At 40.2% G+C, this 20,459-nt stretch carries 18 protein-coding genes; 7 read left to right on the top strand and 11 right to left on the bottom strand.

All coding sequences use genetic code 11. The features are described from left to right. Positions 1-64: 64 nt before the first annotated feature. The 4 genes from yxdK to ACWJJ4_RS00830 form a co-directional block, all read right to left on the bottom strand. The gene (gene yxdK / locus ACWJJ4_RS00845) at positions 65-1,042 is read right to left on the bottom strand and encodes a two-component system sensor histidine kinase YxdK (protein ID WP_454021358.1); all 978 of its coding nucleotides are present in this window, start codon (positions 1,040-1,042) and stop codon (positions 65-67) included. Further along, positions 1,039-1,728 carry a two-component system response regulator YxdJ gene (gene yxdJ / locus ACWJJ4_RS00840; RefSeq protein ID WP_004393241.1) on the bottom strand — a complete coding sequence of 230 codons (690 nt, stop codon included), beginning with the start codon at positions 1,726-1,728 and terminating at the stop codon, positions 1,039-1,041. Before yxdJ ends, yxdK begins: the two co-directional genes overlap by 4 nt. Before the next feature lie 149 nt (positions 1,729-1,877). Continuing rightward, positions 1,878-3,317, bottom strand: a complete 1,440-nt coding sequence (locus tag ACWJJ4_RS00835; protein ID WP_121591320.1) for a sensor histidine kinase — start codon at positions 3,315-3,317, stop codon at positions 1,878-1,880. Continuing rightward, the gene (locus tag ACWJJ4_RS00830; protein ID WP_077723063.1) at positions 3,314-4,036 is read right to left on the bottom strand and encodes a response regulator transcription factor; all 723 of its coding nucleotides are present in this window, start codon (positions 4,034-4,036) and stop codon (positions 3,314-3,316) included. Before ACWJJ4_RS00830 ends, ACWJJ4_RS00835 begins: the two co-directional genes overlap by 4 nt. 242 nt (positions 4,037-4,278) lie before the next feature. On the opposite strand from ACWJJ4_RS00830, the gene ACWJJ4_RS00825 reads away from it, so the two are divergent. The 5 genes from ACWJJ4_RS00825 to ACWJJ4_RS00805 all read left to right on the top strand — a co-directional run bounded on the left by ACWJJ4_RS00825 (position 4,279) and on the right by ACWJJ4_RS00805 (position 7,925). Next, a complete protein-coding gene (locus tag ACWJJ4_RS00825; RefSeq protein ID WP_058906455.1) occupies positions 4,279-5,190 on the top strand; it encodes an ABC transporter ATP-binding protein in 912 nt (303 codons plus the stop codon). After that, on the top strand, positions 5,187-5,945 hold the full coding sequence (locus ACWJJ4_RS00820) for an ABC transporter permease (protein ID WP_007614844.1): 759 nt from the start codon (positions 5,187-5,189) through the stop codon (positions 5,943-5,945). The genes ACWJJ4_RS00825 and ACWJJ4_RS00820 overlap by 4 nt, the downstream gene beginning before the upstream one ends. Before the next feature lie 16 nt (positions 5,946-5,961). After that, positions 5,962-6,696, top strand: coding sequence for an ABC transporter permease (locus tag ACWJJ4_RS00815; protein ID WP_229154627.1), 735 nt, complete (start codon positions 5,962-5,964; stop codon positions 6,694-6,696). 285 nt (positions 6,697-6,981) lie between these two features. Beyond that, positions 6,982-7,188: a plantaricin C family lantibiotic gene (locus ACWJJ4_RS00810; RefSeq protein WP_029325769.1), complete on the top strand. Its 207-nt coding sequence runs from the start codon at positions 6,982-6,984 to the stop codon at positions 7,186-7,188. 95 nt (positions 7,189-7,283) lie between these two features. Next, a complete protein-coding gene (locus tag ACWJJ4_RS00805) occupies positions 7,284-7,925 on the top strand; it encodes a response regulator transcription factor (protein WP_007614849.1) in 642 nt (213 codons plus the stop codon). A 48-nt stretch (positions 7,926-7,973) separates the two neighbouring features. Here ACWJJ4_RS00805 and ACWJJ4_RS00800 read toward each other — a convergent pair whose 3' ends face one another. Then, a complete protein-coding gene (locus ACWJJ4_RS00800) occupies positions 7,974-8,558 on the bottom strand; it encodes a flavoprotein (RefSeq protein WP_077723065.1) in 585 nt (194 codons plus the stop codon). A 210-nt stretch (positions 8,559-8,768) separates the two neighbouring features. On the opposite strand from ACWJJ4_RS00800, the gene ACWJJ4_RS00795 reads away from it, so the two are divergent. After that, positions 8,769-11,957 (top strand): type 2 lanthipeptide synthetase LanM family protein, encoded by a 3,189-nt coding sequence (locus tag ACWJJ4_RS00795; RefSeq protein ID WP_146283922.1) that lies wholly within the window; start codon positions 8,769-8,771, stop codon positions 11,955-11,957. A gap of 51 nt (positions 11,958-12,008) precedes the next feature. After that, complete coding sequence (locus ACWJJ4_RS00790) at positions 12,009-14,210, top strand: peptidase domain-containing ABC transporter (protein ID WP_146283921.1); 2,202 nt, start codon at positions 12,009-12,011, stop codon at positions 14,208-14,210. Positions 14,211-14,492: 282 nt separating this feature from the next. On the opposite strand, the gene iolJ is transcribed toward ACWJJ4_RS00790, so the two are convergent. From iolJ to iolE, 6 genes are all read right to left on the bottom strand, one after another. Next, positions 14,493-15,365 (bottom strand): 6-phospho-5-dehydro-2-deoxy-D-gluconate aldolase, encoded by an 873-nt coding sequence (gene iolJ / locus ACWJJ4_RS00785; protein WP_058906460.1) that lies wholly within the window; start codon positions 15,363-15,365, stop codon positions 14,493-14,495. Between the two features lie 2 nt (positions 15,366-15,367). Next, positions 15,368-16,210, bottom strand: a complete 843-nt coding sequence (gene iolI / locus ACWJJ4_RS00780) for a 2-keto-myo-inositol isomerase (protein ID WP_173612900.1) — start codon at positions 16,208-16,210, stop codon at positions 15,368-15,370. An 87-nt stretch (positions 16,211-16,297) separates the two neighbouring features. Then, on the bottom strand, positions 16,298-17,167 hold the full coding sequence (locus ACWJJ4_RS00775) for a sugar phosphate isomerase/epimerase family protein (RefSeq protein ID WP_014306128.1): 870 nt from the start codon (positions 17,165-17,167) through the stop codon (positions 16,298-16,300). 19 nt (positions 17,168-17,186) lie between these two features. Further along, positions 17,187-18,221 (bottom strand): Gfo/Idh/MocA family protein, encoded by a 1,035-nt coding sequence (locus ACWJJ4_RS00770; RefSeq protein WP_454021357.1) that lies wholly within the window; start codon positions 18,219-18,221, stop codon positions 17,187-17,189. A gap of 22 nt (positions 18,222-18,243) precedes the next feature. Next, positions 18,244-19,539: an MFS transporter gene (locus ACWJJ4_RS00765; protein WP_454021356.1), complete on the bottom strand. Its 1,296-nt coding sequence runs from the start codon at positions 19,537-19,539 to the stop codon at positions 18,244-18,246. Between the two features lie 12 nt (positions 19,540-19,551). Further along, positions 19,552-20,448 (bottom strand): myo-inosose-2 dehydratase, encoded by an 897-nt coding sequence (gene iolE / locus ACWJJ4_RS00760; RefSeq protein WP_102422099.1) that lies wholly within the window; start codon positions 20,446-20,448, stop codon positions 19,552-19,554. Positions 20,449-20,459 lie beyond the last annotated feature (11 nt).

The following is a 20,459-nucleotide window of genomic DNA, read 5'->3' as shown; positions in this document are numbered from 1 at the left end:
CTTGACGTAAATCCATGTTATCAAGGGGAAACAGAATGAGCTATGTTGTTTTCTTAACGCAGTCTTACATTTTTGTAAGAAATGAAAATCGGACCGATGTCCCTTCACCGGGGGACGAGCTGATGTCCACCGTATGATTGAGCTTGCCCGTAATTTCTTTGACGAGATGGAGGCCGATTCCCGTAGATTCTTGGAAACGCCGCCCGTTTTCGCCGGTGTAATAAGGGTCAAACACCCGCTGGATATCTTGCGAGGGAATGCCGACACCGTAATCTTTGACTTCAAGCACCGTCCTGTCTTCATCGCGGAAGACATTCAGCTCCAGTCTGTCACTCTTGCCTGCCGAATATTTGACCGCATTTGTAACCACTTGGCCGATCGCAAATTTGAGCCATTTGGCATCGGTGTAAATCTGATGATCATCGCGAATGTCCATTTTCGGATAAACGCGGTATTGAATAAAAAATCGTTTATAGCTTTGAATGACCGATTGGAGAAGCTCTGATAAGGAAACCGCTTCGACTTTAAAATCCCGCTCAAACAGGTCAAGCCTTGATGAATAAAGGAGCGTCTCCAGCCCGAATTCAATCTGCCGGACCTCTTTTTTGATTTGTTCAAAGACGGGCTCATCCTCTTCCTGAATGATTAAATTAATGACCGACAGCGGCGTTTTTACTTGGTGCACCCATTGATTCATATACGTCACCCGCGCGTCGAGCTTGGCTTCGGTCTCGTAGAGCTTCTGGTGCTGCAGCCGGGTCAGCTCCATCTGCTTTTCATACAGCTCTGAACAGAACACTGAAGAACCGAGATACGGGATGTCCGTCCCTTCCTGCTCCGAGCTGAGCCAATGATACACACCGCGGTCTTTGTACCAGCGATAGGCAAGATACCCCGCCAAAATAAGAAGCTGCACGCCCAATATGTAAAACAGGTGGGAAAAAGAATGGAGACCCGCAAACCAGTAATAAAAGAAGACAAACAGCCCTTGAAGGAGAAAAAGCAGAATCAGCACGGCATGAGACCGGAGAAACAGCTTCATGACAGCGCCCTCAGCTGGTAGCCTTCGCCCCGCACCGATTCAATGGAAACAGGCGCGTTCAGCTCCCGCAGTTTTTTTCTGAGCCGCGTGATATACACGTTAAGCGTATTATCATCGACGAAAATGTCGGTGTCCCACGTTTTTTCCATGAGCCGGTCTCTTCCCGTCACCTTTTCTCCCCGCTCCAGCAGCACTTCCAAAAGCTTGCTTTCTTTTTTAGAAAGCTCACTTTTTTCGTCCTGAAAGCGCAGTTCAAACCGTTCCACAAAGAGCTGCACACCGGCATATTCAACCACTTTCTCACCCTGCTTGGCGGCATACTCTCCGTATGCCCTGCGGATCTGGCTTTTGATTTTCGCCAGCACAATATCGTAGGAAAACGGTTTTTCGATATAATCATCTCCGCCGTTTTCAATCGCCATCACCTGATCCATTTCCCCGCTTCTGGCTGAGATGAAAATGATCGGGCTTGTAGAATGCTGGCGGATCTGGCGGCACCAATAATAGCCGTCATAAGACGGCAGGTTGATATCAAGCAGCACCACATCAGGCTTTTCCCGCAAAAAGACATCAAGAACAGCCGTGAAATCCGCAGCGGCCACGGTTTGATATCCGTATTTTTCAAGGTAATTCTGCAATAGTCCGCGAATGTCTTCACTATCTTCCACAATCATGATTTTATTCATGCAACCATCCTCCAAAAGGATACGGCTTTTCGGAGCCATCATTATTTGATGCCCCCATCATAATGCTTTCATCGCTTCTCTGCAACATGAGAAAGCGGGCCTTTATAAAAGACCCGCTTCACCCTTTCTCAACGTAAGATAGATTATTTCTAATTGACATTGTTATACTTAGATGGCGGCTTCGGAAAGGTAATTTTAAATCTTGTGCCAACTCCCGGCTGACTGTATATATCAATATTTCCACCATGCGCCTTGATAATTTGCTGAGCAATAGCCATTCCTAATCCAGTCCCGGAGTTATTTGACGAAGCGCTTATCCCTCTGAAATACCGATCAAATAAACATTCAACCGTCTCTTCGTCCATTCCTATCCCATCGTCTTCTATTGTAATTTGTATTTCGTTGTCATGTAACACGTCCTGATATAATATGACCTTTATTTTAGTGCCCGGAGGATTATGTTTAATACAATTAGCAATCAAGTTTTCAACTGCGCGCTTTAGGTACCTTTCATCCATATTAAAAAGTATCTTATTGTGACTGGATTCTAAAGCGAATCTCTTATTTTCTGACTCCGGTAGCAACTTCATTTTTTCTAAAGTGTCATGAATTACTTTCACTACGTTTTTTTCTTCAAGATGGATTGGAAGCGACTCATTTTTCAATTGAAAAGTTAAGTTGAAATCTTCAATCAGCTTTTCCATATATTCGACACGTTCTTCCATTATTAAGGAAAAATCACGCACTTGCTGATTTTCCCACTCATATTCATTTGAAGATAAAAGAACCGTATATCCCTTAATAACCGAAAGAGGGGTTTTTAAATCATGTGAGACACCGGCCATCCACTCTTCTCGTGTCTTTTCCAATAATTCTCTTTCAGCCTTATTCCTTTGAAGCGTTGAGGTAAGTTCAGACAGAGCCTGCATTAATTCTTGATAGGTCTTATATCCAGATTTATTATGTCTATATTTGCTTGAATGAAACTTCCGATCATAAGGTTCTTCATATTTTTCTTTAGACAAATTCTCAATCCAAGATACAATAAACAGCAGGGGAGCACCTAGTTTTTTTCCGTAAAATATTGCAATTACAATCCCTGCCATAATAATAGAAACAATCCACAAGTTATTCACCCAATAGAAAAAAGGGTTATTTTTTTCCATCGGTTTTCCCAATACCCATGTTAAATCCTGATTGTTTTTCGTTTCGTACCACGTAGATAATTGATAACCTTTTTTGGCAGGATACATGTAATCTGATATTAATTCTCCAAGAATATAATGCTTAGGTATATTTTTAGGTTTATTAAAAGAAAAAACCTCATCTCCTTGTTCATCTAAAATTTGAATCCACATCCGGTTCTCTAATAAATCTTCTTTTGCTTTCGTGTTTATTGAAAATTGTTTATCTGCAACAACTGTTTGGGCAACAATTTTTTTCAAGGATAATTGTGGGGTTTCCATTTTATTTTGACCTAAGACGAGGCTGAAAAATATGATACTGCCCACCATGAGCAGACCCCAAATAAACATGAGTAAAAAAAGTCTCGATACGAAGTAAAATGCTATCCTATTTCTCAGCTTCACAATAACTCCTCATCTATAGGCTCTGCTTCAAATATATAGCCCTGTCCTCGAACTGTTTTTATCCATCTTGGTCTGCTCGGGTCTTCCTCTAATTTTTCACGTAATCGTCTTACATGTACCATTACAGTACTATCTCCGCCATAAAACTCCCCCCATACATCTTTATAAATTTGGTGTTTACTTAAAATTTGATTGGGATGTTCACAGAAATAAATCAGAAGTTTCATTTCCTGAGCAGGGCAATCGATTCTTGTCCCGTTAACAACAAGTCTTCCGGTATTGGGATCTATTTTAAAGTATTCATAATCGTATACCTGTTTTAGAGGGTAAGAAGAAGAGAGCTGAGTCGTTCTCTTTAATTGGGCTTTTACACGAGCTACGATTTCCAGTGGATTAAATGGTTTAGTAATATAGTCATCTCCCCCAAAACTAAACCCTTGCAATTTATCTAAATCTGTTGTTTTTGCTGTTAAGAAGAGTATCGGCACATTTGTATGGGAGCGTATTTTGCTGCATAAGGTGAAGCCATCAGTGTCCGGAAGCATGACATCTAATAAAATAATATTTGGAAGTTCCTGATCGATTTTCAGAAGGGTTTCGCTCCCTGTCATAGCTGTGGAAATATTGCTGAAACCTTCCTTTTCAAAGCAAGTTATTAATAAGTTTAAGATATGTTCGTCATCATCCACCATGAGGATTTTGTTCTCTTCTAAAGTCATAAGTTATCCTCCTTTTTATTTCTTATTTTATATGAGATCAAGGACATAAAGGTCAGAAAAGGAAAGAATTTAACTTTCGTTAAGGGTTCAGAATATTCTTTTAATATTTTAACCTTGATATTCAGGGATCAATATAACTACATACAGAAAATAAACAATGGATGTCGTTAAGTGAATGTTTAGGAAGAGTTTCGTTTGTGTTTAAAGAACATCGCTTATGATAAAAGTGAGGTGAGAGACAAATGAATGATCAAATAGTGGTAACACACGATCTAACTAAAAAGTATAAAAAGCATACTTCAGTTGATGGATTAAACTTAAGGATTAGGCGCGGCGAAATTTATGGTTTTCTTGGACCGAATGGTGCTGGTAAAACAACAACCATCCGAATGTTATTAGGTTTAATTAAACCAACAAAAGGAAACATCGAAATCTTTGGCCAAAACCTAAACAAGAATCGTTTGCAGATATTGCAAAGAATCGGGTCACTGGTAGAATCTCCAACTTATTATGGTAATTTAACCGGTTACGAAAACTTAGAAGCTGTTAGGAGGTTAAGAGGGCTTCCGGAACAACGGGTCAATGAAGTATTGGAAACTGTAAGGTTATCTAAAGTAGCAAATCGACTGACTAAGGAGTATTCCCTTGGAATGAAACAACGTTTGGGAATTGCAGTTGCCCTGTTAAGCAGTCCTGATTTATTAATTCTGGATGAACCGACAAACGGTTTAGATCCATCCGGTATCCAAGAAATAAGAGAGTTAATTAAAGAATTGCCTAAATCGGGAATGAGTGTCGTTGTATCCAGCCACCTGTTGAGTGAAATAGATCAAATGGCTACTCAAGTGGGGATTATAAACAATGGGAGGATGATTTTCCAGGACTCAATTGCAAGTTTACATCAAAAACGAAAACCACTATTAAAAGTCGGTGTTAGTGACGTAATCGAAGCAAAAACAATACTAAACAGGAAAGGATTAAAGGTTGATTTACAAAAAAATTATTTGTGGCTGTCTCAAACAGAACCGGAATTTGTTTCAGAAATCAATTCCATACTTCTTCATTCAGGGCTGTCTGTATTTCGACTTGAAGAAAAGACACGATCGCTTGAGGATATTTTTTTAGAATTAACTGGTACAGAGGGAAGTCTATGAAAAAGTTATTATGGGCAGATCAATTAAAACTGAAACGTTCGTCGTTATTGATTGTAGTCTTATTGGTTCCCTTACTCATTATAGCATACGAGTTGGTGAATCTTACTTATCGATCTGAATACGTGGAAAAACAAGCTGAAATGTTCCATGCTGGGTCAATGTGGATGTATTTACTGTATGATAACAGTTTGTTATTTGGTCTGGGTTTTCCATTAGCCGCCACACTTTCTGCGTCAATAATAGCAAATATAGAGCATCAAGCAAACGGATGGAAGCAAACCCTTTCTTTTCCCGTATCTAGAATGCGAATTTATGTAAGTAAATTTATTTGCTTAGTAGTCAGTTTATTTATTTCGTCAACAATCTTCTTGCTCGGCATGGTACTGCTGGGCAAACTGGTAGGATTCGAAGGCAGTGTACCTTGGGGACTTTTGTTTGGAGATAGTTACAGCATGTTAGTTACAGTACTGCCTATAATGGCATTCCAGATATGGTTATCTATGGTGTTTAGCAACCAAGCATTCTCAATTCTTGTAGGATCAGTATCATCTATAATGGGTTTGTTTTTGGCTGCTGCTCAATCAACGAGATGGTTTCCGCTGGCTTATCCTAGTCAATCTTCGACAGTCATTCTGCAGTATGAAGGTATAGGATATAACCCAGATCTTTCATCTTACCTTTGCATTAGCCTTTTCTTAGGGATAATTATATTATTTCTAGGCTCTATTCATTTTGCTAAACGGGATGCTTTGTAAAAAGGAGGCGAAATACTTGAAAAACATTTTATTTGTAGAACGTTTAAAACTTAGGCGATCAAAGTTATGGATCATCTATTTACTAGGGCCTTTGTTAGGTGTATCCCTGGCATACACTAACTTTATTAAAAACTATAACCTTTTTATGAATCCTGGAGACAATCCCTGGGTAGAGGCTTGGACACAAGTGGCCTTATTTATGGGCCCTTTTGTATTGCCTATCGTAGTGGGAATTTTCGCCGCCCTTGTTTGCAGGGGGGAACATGTAGGAGGCGGTTGGAAACAGCTTCTAGCCTTACCAGTTAAACACTCAGATATCTTTCTGGGAAAGTTTCTAACAGTGGTCCGCATGATATTCATTAGTATGTTCATTTTAATCCTCTTATTTATTGGATTCGGTTATATGTTAGGCATAAGCGGGAGTCTTCCTTTACTTACAATTCTAGGATATGGAATTAGAGGGATCTTAGCTTGTTTACCATTAATTTTATTGCAGCTTATTGTTTCAATCAGGTCTAAAACATTTGGCATACCACTCGCTGTTAGCATTGTTTTTACATTACCGGCCATTATTATTGCCAGTACACCATTAGGTCAAGTATATCCATGGACACAGCCTATGTTAGCAATGTCACCCGCAGATGAATCACCGATTCAATCAAATTTCCTGTTTTACTCAATTATGGTAATAACCTGCCTCGTTCTCTTGGTTTACGGAATAAGAAGTTTTACTAAACGAGACCTTACGTAGGGTATATACGGTCTAAACTTATGAGAATTCGAGACAAGGTAAACTAATTTGACTAGCGCTATGTAAAACAGAAATTTATATGAAGGTAAGACTAAATCTTTTTGGTTGTATTCTTTGAAACTAAACGACTAATGGAAAAGGTGATGTTTCAAGGCATAAGACATAAGAAATATAAAGATATCTTAAGACTCTTTATTTAAACATTTTTTACATTTAATAATATCTCTTCCATTTTTTTGATTATGAGTTAATATAATACTATACTTAATAAGGGGGGTGAATACAATGAGTCAAGAAGCTATCATTCGTTCATGGAAAGATCCTTTTTCCCGTGAAAATTCTACACAAAATCCAGCTGGTAACCCATTCAGTGAGCTGAAAGAAGCACAAATGGATAAGTTAGTAGGTGCGGGAGACATGGAAGCAGCATGTACTTTTACATTGCCTGGTGGCGGCGGTGTTTGTACTCTAACTTCTGAATGTATTTGCTAATTTGATTTATATAGGCTGTTTCCCTTCAGAAGGAACAGCCTATATTTTATTATATAAAATATTAGAAAATTCTTAAAAAACAGGAGGGTAAATCGTTGGGGAAAACTCTCGTTTGTTCAGAAAATAGCTATTTCCAAGCATATATGAATCATTTATTAACGCCAGATAGTAATGAAATAATAAATGTTAACACATTGGATGAATTAAAACAAATAATATCCAAGGAAAATTTTTCCTCTGTAATCATCGATACTTGCCACCCTAATGATTTAGTGTTGCAACTGATAAAATCGATATCTTGCCCAGTCATAATACTTAACTCCTTAGAAACTAACGTTTCAGATTATAACCCTGGTCCAATATTAAATCAAATAAATAATGTTTCAACCCTAAAACATAATGTTTTTCAATTGTCTTTTACAACTTTTTTCGACGTTGGAAAGCATTGTATTTGGAAAAAGAATGAATATATCCCTCTGGCAATACAAGAATTTAAAATTTTATATTTGCTTTATTTAAATTCAAATAAAATAGTCTGTTCTGAAGAACTTATTGAATACGCTGACCTTACTGGTAGGTCAAGTCTCTATGTACACATTAGTTCTCTTAGAGAAAAAGTAGAGGATAATCCTGGAGATCCAAAGATTCTTCAAACAAAGTTTGGAAAAGGGTACCTCCTATCTGACAGTACATATATTTGTCTTGAAAAAAAAGCAGACTCAAAAAATGTTGTGTAAAAAGGATGACCCAAAAATCATTTTAAAATGACTTTTGAGTCATCCCATTTATGTTAGTGAGGGGTGTTTTGTTCTTTCTCTAAACCCTTTTTCTATTGCTAATAAAGCTTTGTCGGGTGTAATTAGACCACGATTAGGTTTTCTTGTACCCGTCGCGATCTCAAACGCCATAATTTCAACTGGGTCAATAACAATATGCCCATCTTTTCTTAATTGTTCAATATTCCTGGAAACAACTGTTTTATTCCACATTAAATCGTTCATATTAGGGAAGAAAATAGTGTTATGTGGATGAGCTAATACAGTAGTTGCAACTAAATTCATTGCTACACCATTAGCAGTTTGTCCTAAGATGTTCGCTGTAGCTGGAATAATGCAATATATGTCCGCCCAGCGGCCAATTTCTACGTGGCTATGTCTTTTTCCGTTTTCCCCATGTTCTGAGTATACATGGTCACAAAAATAAGAAACAGTAGGAGCTGGAATAAGGTCTTCCGCTGTTTTTGTCATAACAACCCTTGTTTCCTTAAAGAAACTTTTAAAATATAAGAGATACGAGGAGATGCCGACAGATGAGATTGATCCGCAAATCCCGATCAATAACTTTTTATCTTTTAATATTGAAATACTCATTTTTTCTCCTCCTGTAAATTTTAAACTATCATACTACACAATTATTCTTTTTGTGGTGTTTATTTCAAATATTAAATATTCTTAATAAACACATATAAAATAAACCTAAACTTCTTTTGAAATTCTTTTAACTTTTAAATAACCCTGCTATATTTATGGATAATTAAGGAATCTTAATTGTTCAAATTTATTAAAAATGAGGTGTTCAATATGCATACAAAATTAAAATGGAATTCGGTATGGAATAGATCTTCTTCGATAAGTGAAAGAAAAGTAAGGCGTCCACTTAATACTAATTGGGATGAACTAACAAACAGACGCTTCGAAAGATGGAAAAGCCTTGTTGAAAGTGATGAGGGGATTCGAATTGAGAATGTATTAGCCACCCAAAATATTGATGAAGAAACTCTAAAGCATACTATCAATGCAAAAGAAGTGGAATTTATTAATGAAAGTGATCATCTAGGATGGCTAGAAATTATTCAGCTAGTTGATGAACAATCCTATAAAGATGTAAATATAGAAGTTAGAAAAGATATTCTCTTCTTTAGTTTTATAAAACCATTTTTGAAAATAGCAAGAGGAAAATTAGAGGAAGTATTATATTCTCACTCTAATAAATCTCTGATAAAGGAAGAACTTAGTCCGTCTGTAATTGATGATTCACTTAATATTCTTGGTGAAACTTTGTCAGCTATAAGTAGTCGGATATTAATATTGGAGTTAAATGTAGCAAGGGTAGCAGGAAAGCTCCGAGGTGAAACTTCTGAAGAACGAGCCTCTTATTTCAATAAAGTCCTTTTAAATGACCCGGCATATGTTCGATCAATTCGAGAAGAATACATAGTTTTAACAAGACTGTTAGCAACAAAAACAATGTATTGGATTCAAAATACTTCTGAACTCCTTATAAGATTTCATCAGGATAAAGGGCTATTAGAATCTGAGTTTACTAATGGTCAAAAATTAGGAAAAGTTATATCCATCGATACAGGAAGTAGCGTCTCAGATACTCATAACAAAGGAAAAACAGTCGCCATTTTAAACTTTGAGACTGGAATTAAAATTGTGTATAAACCTCGTTCCTTAGAAATAGACGTAAAATTCAATAAGTTTGTAAATTATCTAAATGGTAAAAATTTAAGTTTTGACTTAAAAACTGTGCACACACTTAACAAAAAATCTTATGGATGGACCCAGTTTATCTCTTATAAAGAATGTCAGGAAGAACTGCAAATTGGAAAATTTTATTGGCGTATTGGAAGTTATTTAGCTATCTTATATGCAATGAATGCGGTAGATTTTCATATGCAAAATTTAATTGCTGAGGGAGAATATCCTATTTTAGTTGATTTAGAATCTTTATTTCATAATAATTCCACGTATACAGATACCAGTGCTTTTAGTCGCGCACAAGAACATATTGAACGTTCAGTTTTGCGGATTGGGTTATTACCGAGAAAAATAAATAGTAAAGCTGGATTTGAAGGAATTGACCTTAGTGCATTAGGTGCACAAGAAGGACAAGTATCTCCGCATAAAACCAGTACAATAGTTGATCGAGATAAAGATACGGTCAGGATAGAAGAAAAAAACTTTCCAATTCCAGTTAGTCAACATAGACCTATGCTGCATGGGCAAATCATTAATAGTGTTGCTTACGAAGGAGATATTATAAAAGGATTTGAAGAAACCTACTTCCTTTTCATGAAATATAAACAAGACATGCTCGAACAAATAGATTCTTTTAAAGGAGTTACTGTAAGACAAATATTGCGTGGTACATCTCGCTATGCAAACCTTCTGAAAATAAGTTTACATCCAGATTTCATGAGAGACGGCTTAGATCGTGAAATGATTTTAGATAAATTGTGGTTAGATACCAAATTGAATCCACGATTGAACCAAGTTGTAAATAGTGAAAAGGACGACTTATTTCTTGGGGATATCCCATATTTCACAAGCAAGCCTGAATCTACAAATATGTGGGATTCCAACGGTCGAAAAATCAACAATTTTTTTAAAACAAGTGCCTTAAATGAGACAAAGGAAAAAATAAATGAAATGAATGAAAGTGACTGTCATGAACAAGTAAGCTTTATAAAAACAGCTATTTTAGTAATTAAGGATTCTTATCGTAAACATAAAGTATTTGATATAAATCCTCGATTACACGTATTTAACCCAAAAGATTTTTTTCAAGAAGCTATTAAAATTGGAGACTTTCTTGCTAGTAGGGCGATTGAAGGTGAACAGTTAGATGGACAAGAGGATGTATCTTGGATTGGATCGTTTGTTGACAATCAACGAGAGGATCAATTCAAGATTTCAGCTGCAAATAGTTCATTATACGAGGGTGTAGGAGGTATTTCTCTCTTCCTTGCTTATTTAGGTCGCCTCTCTAACGATGAAAAATACACCAAACTATCTAAAAAAGCTTTAGTGGCAGTACACAAAAATATGTCTGCATCTAGTGATTTGGGTGCCTTTGGGGGGATTGCTTCTTACCTTTATTTGTTGGATCATTTATCAAAATTATGGAATGATGAACAACTATTGAAAAACGAACTTCATTCTGCCCTCAACAAATTAGATTCTTTGATCGAAAGGGATGAAAACAACGATATTTTAACAGGGGTGGCTGGAACAGCAGTTATTTTAATAAATTTGTTTAAACGGTATAAAGAAGAACAAATCTTAAACTTGATTACAAAATGCGGAAATCGTCTTATTCAAAATATTAACGTTATGGAAAAGGGAGTTGGATGGAAAGTCCCGGCAAACCCAACGCCAGCCTCCGGGTTTGCTCATGGTGCCTCAGGAATTATATGGGCTCTTTATGAAATTTACGCAATTACTGAGCAAACTGTATTTAAAGAGGTAGCTGAAAAAGCATTAGAATTTGAAAGAACTTTGTTTATTCCGGAAAAAAACAATTGGGCAGATATTAAACTTGAAAACGGACAGTTTCGAAATGATAATTTTGTTGCTTGGTGTAATGGCGCAGCAGGCATAGGATTAGGCAGAATATTGATCCTGCCACACAATCAAAATGAATTGATAAAGGATGAAGCACATGTCGCCATTAATACAACCCTAAAATATGGTTTTGAACATGATCATTCTTTATGCCATGGTGATTTAGGTAATCTGGACATCCTTATGTACGCAGCGGAAAACTTTAATAAAAAGTTAAGCGTAAATGTAACAGAACTAAGCCATAAAATTTTAAATGATATAAAGCTCAGAGGATGGTTAACTGGATTTGAAAAAAATAACGAATCCCCATCCTTAATGATGGGGTATGCAGGTATAGGACTTGGATTGCTTAAGATTTTTGCACCGACTGAAGTGCCATCAGTTTTGAGACTCCAATCACCTTTAGAACTAAAATTGTAAAATTAAAATGAGCCTTACTTTGTTAAGGCTCTATTTCTTAGGAGTGATCCAATGAGAAGAAGAGTTCCTCTAGTAAGGCAAATGGGACAATATGAGTGCGGGCCCGCCTGCCTCACCATGATTTTAAGTTACTATGGGAGTACTATATCTCTAAATAAAATAAGTGAACAATGTGATGCCCAAAGAAATGGCGTATCTGTATCCATTTTAAAATCAGTATCAGAATACTATGGGCTTAACTGCAAAGTATACCAAGTTTCATTTAAAGATTTGAAAAAATATATCCATTCATATCTTCCCTGCATCATATTTTGGGATGAACGGCACTTTGTGGTTTTAGAACAGATTAAAAAAGGTCTTTTTCATATAATTGACCCCAACAGAGGAAAGTTGAGATTATCCGAAGAAGAATTTAAAAGACATTATAGCAAGGTAATCTTGACTTTTACGAAGTCAGATAGATTTAAAGAGATGATGCCATCACCCGCAGCAAAGTATTATTTACGTTATATAGTTAAAAGCCGTACTATTGTTTCACTTATCATTCTCTTTTCACTGATCACACAAGTAGTCTTCTTAGCCGTTCCTTTTTTAATTAAATATTTAGTGGATCATTCTTTAATAAGTAAATCAACAAATTCTTTTCTATTTTTAGGAATTGTAGTCATCATAGCAGTTTTTATATTGGGACTTGTTATGTTTCTCCGCAATTATTTCACAATTAAACTTCAAGCTATTATAAGTAAAAGCATTTCAAACGATTTTGTGGAACATTTATTAAAATTACCTCTTAATTTTTATGAAAATCGAACAACCGGTGATATTGCAATGAGAGTAAGTAACATTTCCATTATAAGGGAGATTATGGCTAAGAATGGAGTAACAGTAGTACTAGATATTATTACTTTGATTTCATTTTTTATTGCTATGTTAACTCAATCATTTAAGCTTGCATTTTTTGCTATTGGATTGGCAATTATTCAATTCTTACTAATGATGATTTTGATTCCAAGAATAAAAAATTTAATCCATAATGACTTATCAATTCAAACAACTACACAAAGTTTTTTGGTGGAAGCTCTAAGAGCTATCACTTTTATTAAATCAAATGGTTTAGATCATTCTATCCTAACAAAGTGGTCAAATTACTATGATAAACAAATCGAAGCATTTTCACAGCGATACCACTTAGACGCTATAATGGATAGCATAAGTATAAGCATCCGATATTGTGCACCCCTTCTCTTATTATGGTTTGGATCAAAAGAAGTTATCACCGGAAATTTAACACTCGGAGGCTTATTAGGGTTTAGCAGTTTAGGAACATCTTTCTTGTTGCCGATTGCTTCTTTAATAACAAGCATGCAACAATTTCAATTGGTCGGTGACACTTTTGAACGAATGCAAGATGTTATGGAAACTGAGCCCGAACAACTCAACCAAACTTCAATAATTGAAACTGAACTATCAAAACAGGACATAAAACTTGAAAATGTCACATTTACGCACCAGAGCTTACATATTCTTAAAGAAGTTTCATTAAACATTAAGTCAGGTACTAAATTAGCTCTGGTAGGCCGTACAGGTAGTGGAAAGACAACTTTATCAAGAATTATACTGGGGTTATACAAACCCACTAAGGGAAAAGTATTATATGGTGAAGAAGACTTGAAGAATTTAAACCTTTACGAGCTCCGAAAACAAATGGGGGTCGTATTACAAGAAAGCTTTCTTTTCAATGATACTATTGCAAACAATATAGCTGGATTTAAAAGCTTATCTCAAGATAAAATTGAACAAGCAGCAAAGAGAGTGCAGTTACACGAAGATATAATAAGAATGCCAATGGGATATAACACAATTATCGGGGAAAATGGCAGTATGTTGTCAGGAGGGCAGCGTCAGCGCATAGCAATAGCAAGAGCTATCGTCGATAACCCTTCTGTAGTCATTTTAGATGAAATAACAAGTAACTTGGATACATTAACAGAGCATAAAATTGACGAATACTTTGCAAAATCAAATATTACCCGTATTGTAATAACTCATCGTCTTTTAAGCAGCCAAGACTCTGATTTAATAGTGGTATTAGATCAAGGAAAAATAGTCGAAAAAGGAAAACATCAAGAGTTATTAGAGAAAAGGGGATATTATTATGACTTATGGATAAAACAAGTAGGGGATAGACAGAAAGCTACGCTGGAAAAGCCCCTTTTCCTCAATGAACCCACTGGAAAAACTTTGGGCCGCTGACTTTATTTTATTTCAATAACGCGTGCTATACCCTTTATCTCCATGTTCGCAGACTACAATTTGAAAGACTGAAACAAAACAAGCCAGAGCAATCCCCCATTTAGAAAAAATCTTGCCGCTGTCGAACATAACCATGTGTTTATCAATGACTTTGACACCATCTACCTTTACCAATCGCTCTCAGTCAGCAACAGGTTGATTTGATTGTGATACTTTGGTGAAACGCAAGAACGAAATAACCGGAAAGACGAAAGCACTCACGATGTTGTGAGTGCTTTTTCTTCAGCCGACCTGCTGTTTTACGGCTTTACCGGCTGATCCGAACTCTCTCATTTTGCTTCGCACCGTCTCTTCCACGGCTTCAATGCCGGGTGTCATGTAGCCGCGCGGTTCGTACAGATCGCCGTTTTCCTGAAACATGCGTCGTGTTTCGTCTGTCCAGGCTACCATACATTCCGTGTTGATATTGATTTTCGCGTGGCCGAGCGTGATGGCTTTTTTGATCTGATCCTGCGGAATCCCGGATGCTCCGTGGAGAACGAGGGGAATATCAGTCATGCGGGAGATAGCCGCCATTTCTTTAAATCCGAGATTGGGCTCGCCCTGATATTTGCCGTGGACGGAGCCGAGGGCGGCGGCCAGCGCATCGATATTGGTTTCTTTCACGATCCGCTCACATTCGGCGATATCGGCATAGCGGACCCCGCCGACCAGCCCGTCTTCCATGCCGCCGACCGTGCCGACTTCTGCTTCTACTGAGACGCCGTGCTTTGCGGCATAATCGGCGACTTCTTTTGTCATCGCGATGTTCTCATCAATCGGATGATGAGAGCCGTCAATCATCACTGAGCTGAATCCGGCGTCAATGGCCTGTCTGCAGCGTTCCGCACTGCTTCCGTGATCAAGATGGAGCACGACGGGAACGGTAATCGCCATTTCTTCCATTAACGCGCCGACCATGGCGGCAATTGTTTTAAACCCGCCTAAATAGTCGACCAGACGATCGGAAGCCGCGGCGATGACCGGCGATTGCTCTTTTTGCGCCGCTTGCAGAATCGCCTTCGTCCATTGGAGGCCGTTGATATTAAACTGGCCGACTGCATAATGCTCCCGTTTCGCTTCTGCAAGAAGATGTTTCATGGTGACAAAAGCCATGTTCACGCCTCCTTCATGAAGTATTTTGATACGACGGCTTCCGTTGTTTCCTTTGCCGTTTTGATCGTTTCCTCCGCAGTCAGCTTATAATATTCAGGTCTGAACAGCTCTACGGAGACAACATCATTGAATCCAATTTCTTTTAACGCTGACAGATGGGCGTCTAAGTCAATCGCACCCTGCCCAGGCCAGACGCGGTCTTCATCCGTTAAAAAGCCGATCGGAAAGTCTTCTGTATCGTCGATATGATAGATGAAAATTTTCTTTCCGTCCGCCTGCTTCAAGCTCTCAATATTGGAGCCCATCGCGTGGAAATGGAAGCTGTCAAACACCAGTCCGACATTATCGCGGCCGACAGCGTTCACGATGTCATACGCCTGTTCAAATGTATTGACCGTGCATTGCGGGTGGCCGACAAATTCAAGGGCAATGTTTACGCCATACGGCTCCGCGATGTCCGAAAGCTCAGTCAGCACCTCTGCGCTGCTCTTTTTAATCTCTTCTTTCAAGATTTTCCGCTCTGTCACAAGCGGCACGGCCACCACATATTTCACGCCGAGCGTCCTGCAGGTTTCCATCATGCTTTTGAATTCCGAAATGATCTCCCTATAGCCCTTCTCATCACGGTTGTTGAAGAAAACCAGGGCGTTCAGGGCAAGCGGTTTAATGTGATGGGTTTGAAAATATTCCGCCAGATCGGCCAGTGAATGGTCTTTTAAGTATTCCGGCAGCTTATCCATTGTGCGGATTTCAATATAATCATAGCAGTGCTTTTCGCACAGTTCTAAATCCTGTTTCAGGTTTGAATTCTCCAGCGTAGTCGCTTCATTAAAGCAAAGTTTCATGTCAGCCTCTCCCATCCGCGTTTTCGATATGAAGGGAGTCCGGCTGGAGGGCATTTTTACTCCGATCCGCCGAACTCCATACTCAGCTTATGCCATACCCAGTTCTTCTTTTAATTTCTTAAGCATGATCCGGCTTGATTCATCCGCTCTTTCGCCGACCCAAGCAAACACGGCGTTCGTCGCAATTCCGTCGAATTTCATCTCTCTCATCTTTCTGAAAATCGTCTCAAAATCGACCTCGCCTTGCCCGATGTCCAAATGCTGGTGAACCGTTACTTTCGCATCAGGCGGATTGACGATGTAACGCAGGCCGTGCGCCGCTTTATGATTAAAAGTATCTGCAAATAAAACATGCGTGAGGCGGTCGCCGGCTTCATCAAACATGGTTTCGATATCGCCTTTGCCGTCATCATAGAAGAACGTATGCGCAGTCGAGTAGACAAGGTTGATCCAATCCTTATCGAGCGCGCGGATCATATCCATCGCACCTTTGTGCGTTTCGATAAAATCGTATGGATGGGCTTGAAGGTTGAGTTTAACGCCTTCTTTTTCAAAGACGGGCAGCAGCTCATCCATGGATTTGATGAATTTTTCTTCACTTGTCAACGGATCATACTTTGAACCGCTGAATTCACTGTTCATCAAATCCACTTCAAGTTCAACCGCAATTTCGATCGCCCGTTTCCAGTTGCGCACGGCGGCCTGGCGGCGGTCTTCATCAGGACCCGCCCAGTGGTAAAGCGGAAGAAGAGAGGACAGCTTCACACCTGTATCCTTTAAAAGGCGCTTCAATTGTTTGATTTTTGCTGAATCGACTTTCGGATATTTGTAGAAAGGACAAAAATCCTCACGCGGGGACAGTTCGATATATTCGTATCCGAGTTCCGCCGTTTTATAGACCATTTCCTCTAACGTTAAATCATCGCGGTACATGGATGGATCTAAGGCCAGTTTCATTGCTTTCACTCCAAATCTATTATTTGTTCACAGTCGTAAATGATTGATAGAATGCCGGTTTCTCTTGCAACACCACTGGCTCTTTCTGTCCGGATTCCTGAGCTTTTACGCACGCGTCTGTTGTCACCGCGGCAATATAACCGTCCCATGCCGTCGGACCGCTGACTTCGCCTTTTTTCCGGATCGAATCAATGAAGTCCTGAATTTCCACATCATACGCAGCCACAAATCGACGCTGCCAGTCCATCAGAATATCGGTGCTGAATTTCCCTTCTTTTCTCAAGCTGATGCTTGACGGTTCCGGAAGCTTAATGACGCCGTCTTCCCCGACGATTTCACATTGAATGTCATAGCCGTATTTACAGTTCACATAGATTTCTGCATTGATGACGATGCCGCCTTTTGTTTCGATGATGACCATCTGCGGATCTTTCAGATGCGGCAGCGCATTTTTTGATTTCTTCGGATAGATGACTTGTACGGATTCATAGTCGTCATTGACAAGCCAGTGGAGGACATCAATTTCATGAACGAGCGTATCGACGACGGCCATGTCCGTTGAATAATTCGCTGCGACTGTCGGGTTGCGGTGCGCACAGTGAATCATCAGCGGCTCGCCGACCGCACGGTTGTCGATCGCTTCTTTCAGCTGAACGTAACCGCTGTCATATCTGCGCATGAAACCTACCTGCACCAATCGTTTTCCCGTCTTCATTTCTTCCTCGACAATGCGCATACAGCCTTCTGCCGTTGTCGCAAGCGGCTTTTCACAAAACACGTGCTTGCCGTGCTGAATCGCTTTCAACACGCTGGACTCGTGAGCCGGGCCCCAGCTTGTCACTAAGACAGCATCCACATTTTCAGCAGCGAGGAGGCTGTCGTCATCAGGATAAACGGAGGCGTTCAAATTGAAATGCTGAACGGTCTGCTGCGCGGCCTCCTCATTCACATCTGTGACAGCGGTAATTTCCGCTCCGGACAGCTTATTTGTGATGCGGTTGATGTGCTCTTTTCCGATAGCACCGGTTCCGATAACACCTATACGTAAATTCATTGATCGCCACTCCTTCTGATAATCAAATAATGGTTCTCGTCTTTTTTTTCCCGCAGCCGTCCTGAGGAGCACCGTACAGTTCCTCCTGTATCTGTTCAAGCGACTTGCCGGACGTATTCGGTGCGAAAACAAGCCCGATGATCATACTGGCCGTCACACATATGAGCAGAATACCGGCCATAAAACCGATGCCGAATTGTGACATGATGACCGGCACAAATAAACTCCAAATTCCGATTGAAATACGGACGAGAAAGAACATGAGCCCTTGTGCTGACGCTCTGTGTTCTGTCGGGAACAGCTCGCTTGCCCACAGCTGGTAGTTCGCCTGCTGGCCGGCTCCGTTATTGATGCCGATCGCTAAAACAAACAAAAGCAGCATCGGGAGCCCCTGAAACGGCAGCAAAAACAGCGACCAGCCGACAACAGCCATAAAGGCGCAGATTCCGAACACCGTTTTCCGATATTGATCTGCAAAAGGCATGAAGATACAGGCGACGCCGAGACCGGTGAAGATAAACAGGGCCATCTGCAGAATGTTGGCCGTATTTGCGGATACGCCGCCGACCTGCTGGTAGATGTACGGCATAAAGAATCCCATGACGCCCGCGGCGAGATTCCATACGAGAAACACACCCATTAAAAACAAAATGTTCTTGAAAAATTTCGGCTGAAGCAAGTCAAAATAAGATGTTTTTTTCACGGCGGCAGGGCGCTCTTCACTGTTTTTCCAGGCATCCGACTCAGGTAAACGCTTTCTTATCACATATGTGATCAGGGCGATCACCAATAGATGCGCAAAGACAATTTTATTTCCTAAAAGCCCGAGGTCACCGACCAAAACGGATAACAGCAGGACCACAACGGCTCCTGCGGCCCACGCCACCTGCGCCACTCCGCAATGCCTCGCCCGGTTTTTTTCGGGGGCGTTTTCCGCGATAATGGTCCATGAAGCCGTAATATCCGCGCCTACAGAAATCCCGATAATCATGTATCCGCATAACAGCATGGGAAAGTTGAATCCAAACAAAACCAAACAAATTCCTAAAGCGTAGACGAGCATACTGTTTGTATATACAGCTTTTCGGCCGACCTTATCAGCCAAATACCCGCCGAGCAGCGCTCCGACGGCCGCTGATATCGCGTTTGCGCTGAAGGCGCCGAGCAATCCGATCTGACTGTCGGACAGCTTCAAATAGCTGACCCACATAGATAAACCCGCTGATCCTGCCACGATGGAACCTGCATCAATGTAATTTGCTAATGCTGCGGCGATGGTCCTTTTGCTGAAAGCTGATTCCGCCTTGGCACGATTCATATAAGTCCCCCTCTAATTTGCAGGATCAAGCAGTTCACTGTCGATGTACTTTCTCGCAATCAGCGCGTACTCAAGCGGATTGGCGACTGCCGGGTCTTGTTCGGCTTCAATGACGATCCAGCCTGAATAATCATGACGGACGAGCGTTTGGTACACTTCTGTAAAATCGATGCATCCGTCTCCGGGAACCGTAAAAATGCCCTGTAAAAACGACTGCCTGAATGACTTGCCTTCCTGTCTGCACCGCTCCATAATGTCAAACCGCGCGTCCTTGAAATGAACGTGTCTGATCCGATCCATATGCTTGTTGAGAATCGTCATATAGTCTCCGTCCGAGATATAGGCATGGCCGGTATCATAAAGTAAATGGACATACCGCGGGTCCGTTCCATCCATCAGCCGGTCAACTTCTTCCGCCGTCTGGACGCCTGTGCCGAGATGATGATGAAACGTGAGGTCCAGCCCGTATTCGTCAGCGATTTTCCCGAGACGGTTCAAGCCTTGGCACAGTGTATCCCATTCTTCATCTGAGAAGTGCGGTTTTTTCTTAAATACATCAATGTCCAAGCCTTGGACACTGTACGTCTGTTCAGAAACGATGGCGGCATCCGCTCCGACTTTCTGCAAATAATCACAGTGTTCTGTAAATTGTTCAGCCGTTTTTTCAATACCGTCTTGAATGATAAAGCTGCTGAACCATTTCCCCGCAATCCGCAAGTTCCGGAGAGCCAGCTCCTTATTGAGGACGGAGGGTTCAGGGAAAAACCCTCCCACTTCCGTACCTTGAAAACCGGCGACAACAATATCGCTTAACAAATGCTGCAGCGTATTCCCGGCTCCGATCTCCGGCATATCGTCATTGCGCCACCCAATGGGAGCGATGCCCCACAGAATATTTTGTTTGCCCATCGTGATGCCTC

The sequence above is a fragment of the Bacillus sp. JK62 genome, assembly GCF_053663455.1.
This window is presented reverse-complemented; position numbering and strand designations above follow the sequence as displayed.

Coding starts and splice junctions, on each gene's coding strand:
- ACWJJ4_RS00795 (WP_146283922.1), top strand. CDS start 8,769: ATGCATACAAAATTAAAATGGAATTCGGTATGGAATAGATCTTCTTCG.
- iolJ (WP_058906460.1), bottom strand. CDS start 15,365: ATGGCTTTTGTCACCATGAAACATCTTCTTGCAGAAGCGAAACGGGAG.
- ACWJJ4_RS00825 (WP_058906455.1), top strand. CDS start 4,279: ATGAATGATCAAATAGTGGTAACACACGATCTAACTAAAAAGTATAAA.
- iolE (WP_102422099.1), bottom strand. CDS start 20,448: ATGGGCAAACAAAATATTCTGTGGGGCATCGCTCCCATTGGGTGGCGC.
- ACWJJ4_RS00810 (WP_029325769.1), top strand. CDS start 6,982: ATGAGTCAAGAAGCTATCATTCGTTCATGGAAAGATCCTTTTTCCCGT.
- ACWJJ4_RS00770 (WP_454021357.1), bottom strand. CDS start 18,221: ATGAATTTACGTATAGGTGTTATCGGAACCGGTGCTATCGGAAAAGAG.
- yxdJ (WP_004393241.1), bottom strand. CDS start 1,728: ATGAATAAAATCATGATTGTGGAAGATAGTGAAGACATTCGCGGACTA.
- yxdK (WP_454021358.1), bottom strand. CDS start 1,042: ATGAAGCTGTTTCTCCGGTCTCATGCCGTGCTGATTCTGCTTTTTCTC.
- ACWJJ4_RS00830 (WP_077723063.1), bottom strand. CDS start 4,036: ATGACTTTAGAAGAGAACAAAATCCTCATGGTGGATGATGACGAACAT.
- ACWJJ4_RS00765 (WP_454021356.1), bottom strand. CDS start 19,539: ATGAATCGTGCCAAGGCGGAATCAGCTTTCAGCAAAAGGACCATCGCC.
- ACWJJ4_RS00800 (WP_077723065.1), bottom strand. CDS start 8,558: ATGAGTATTTCAATATTAAAAGATAAAAAGTTATTGATCGGGATTTGC.
- ACWJJ4_RS00820 (WP_007614844.1), top strand. CDS start 5,187: ATGAAAAAGTTATTATGGGCAGATCAATTAAAACTGAAACGTTCGTCG.
- ACWJJ4_RS00790 (WP_146283921.1), top strand. CDS start 12,009: ATGAGAAGAAGAGTTCCTCTAGTAAGGCAAATGGGACAATATGAGTGC.
- ACWJJ4_RS00775 (WP_014306128.1), bottom strand. CDS start 17,167: ATGAAACTGGCCTTAGATCCATCCATGTACCGCGATGATTTAACGTTA.
- iolI (WP_173612900.1), bottom strand. CDS start 16,210: ATGAAACTTTGCTTTAATGAAGCGACTACGCTGGAGAATTCAAACCTG.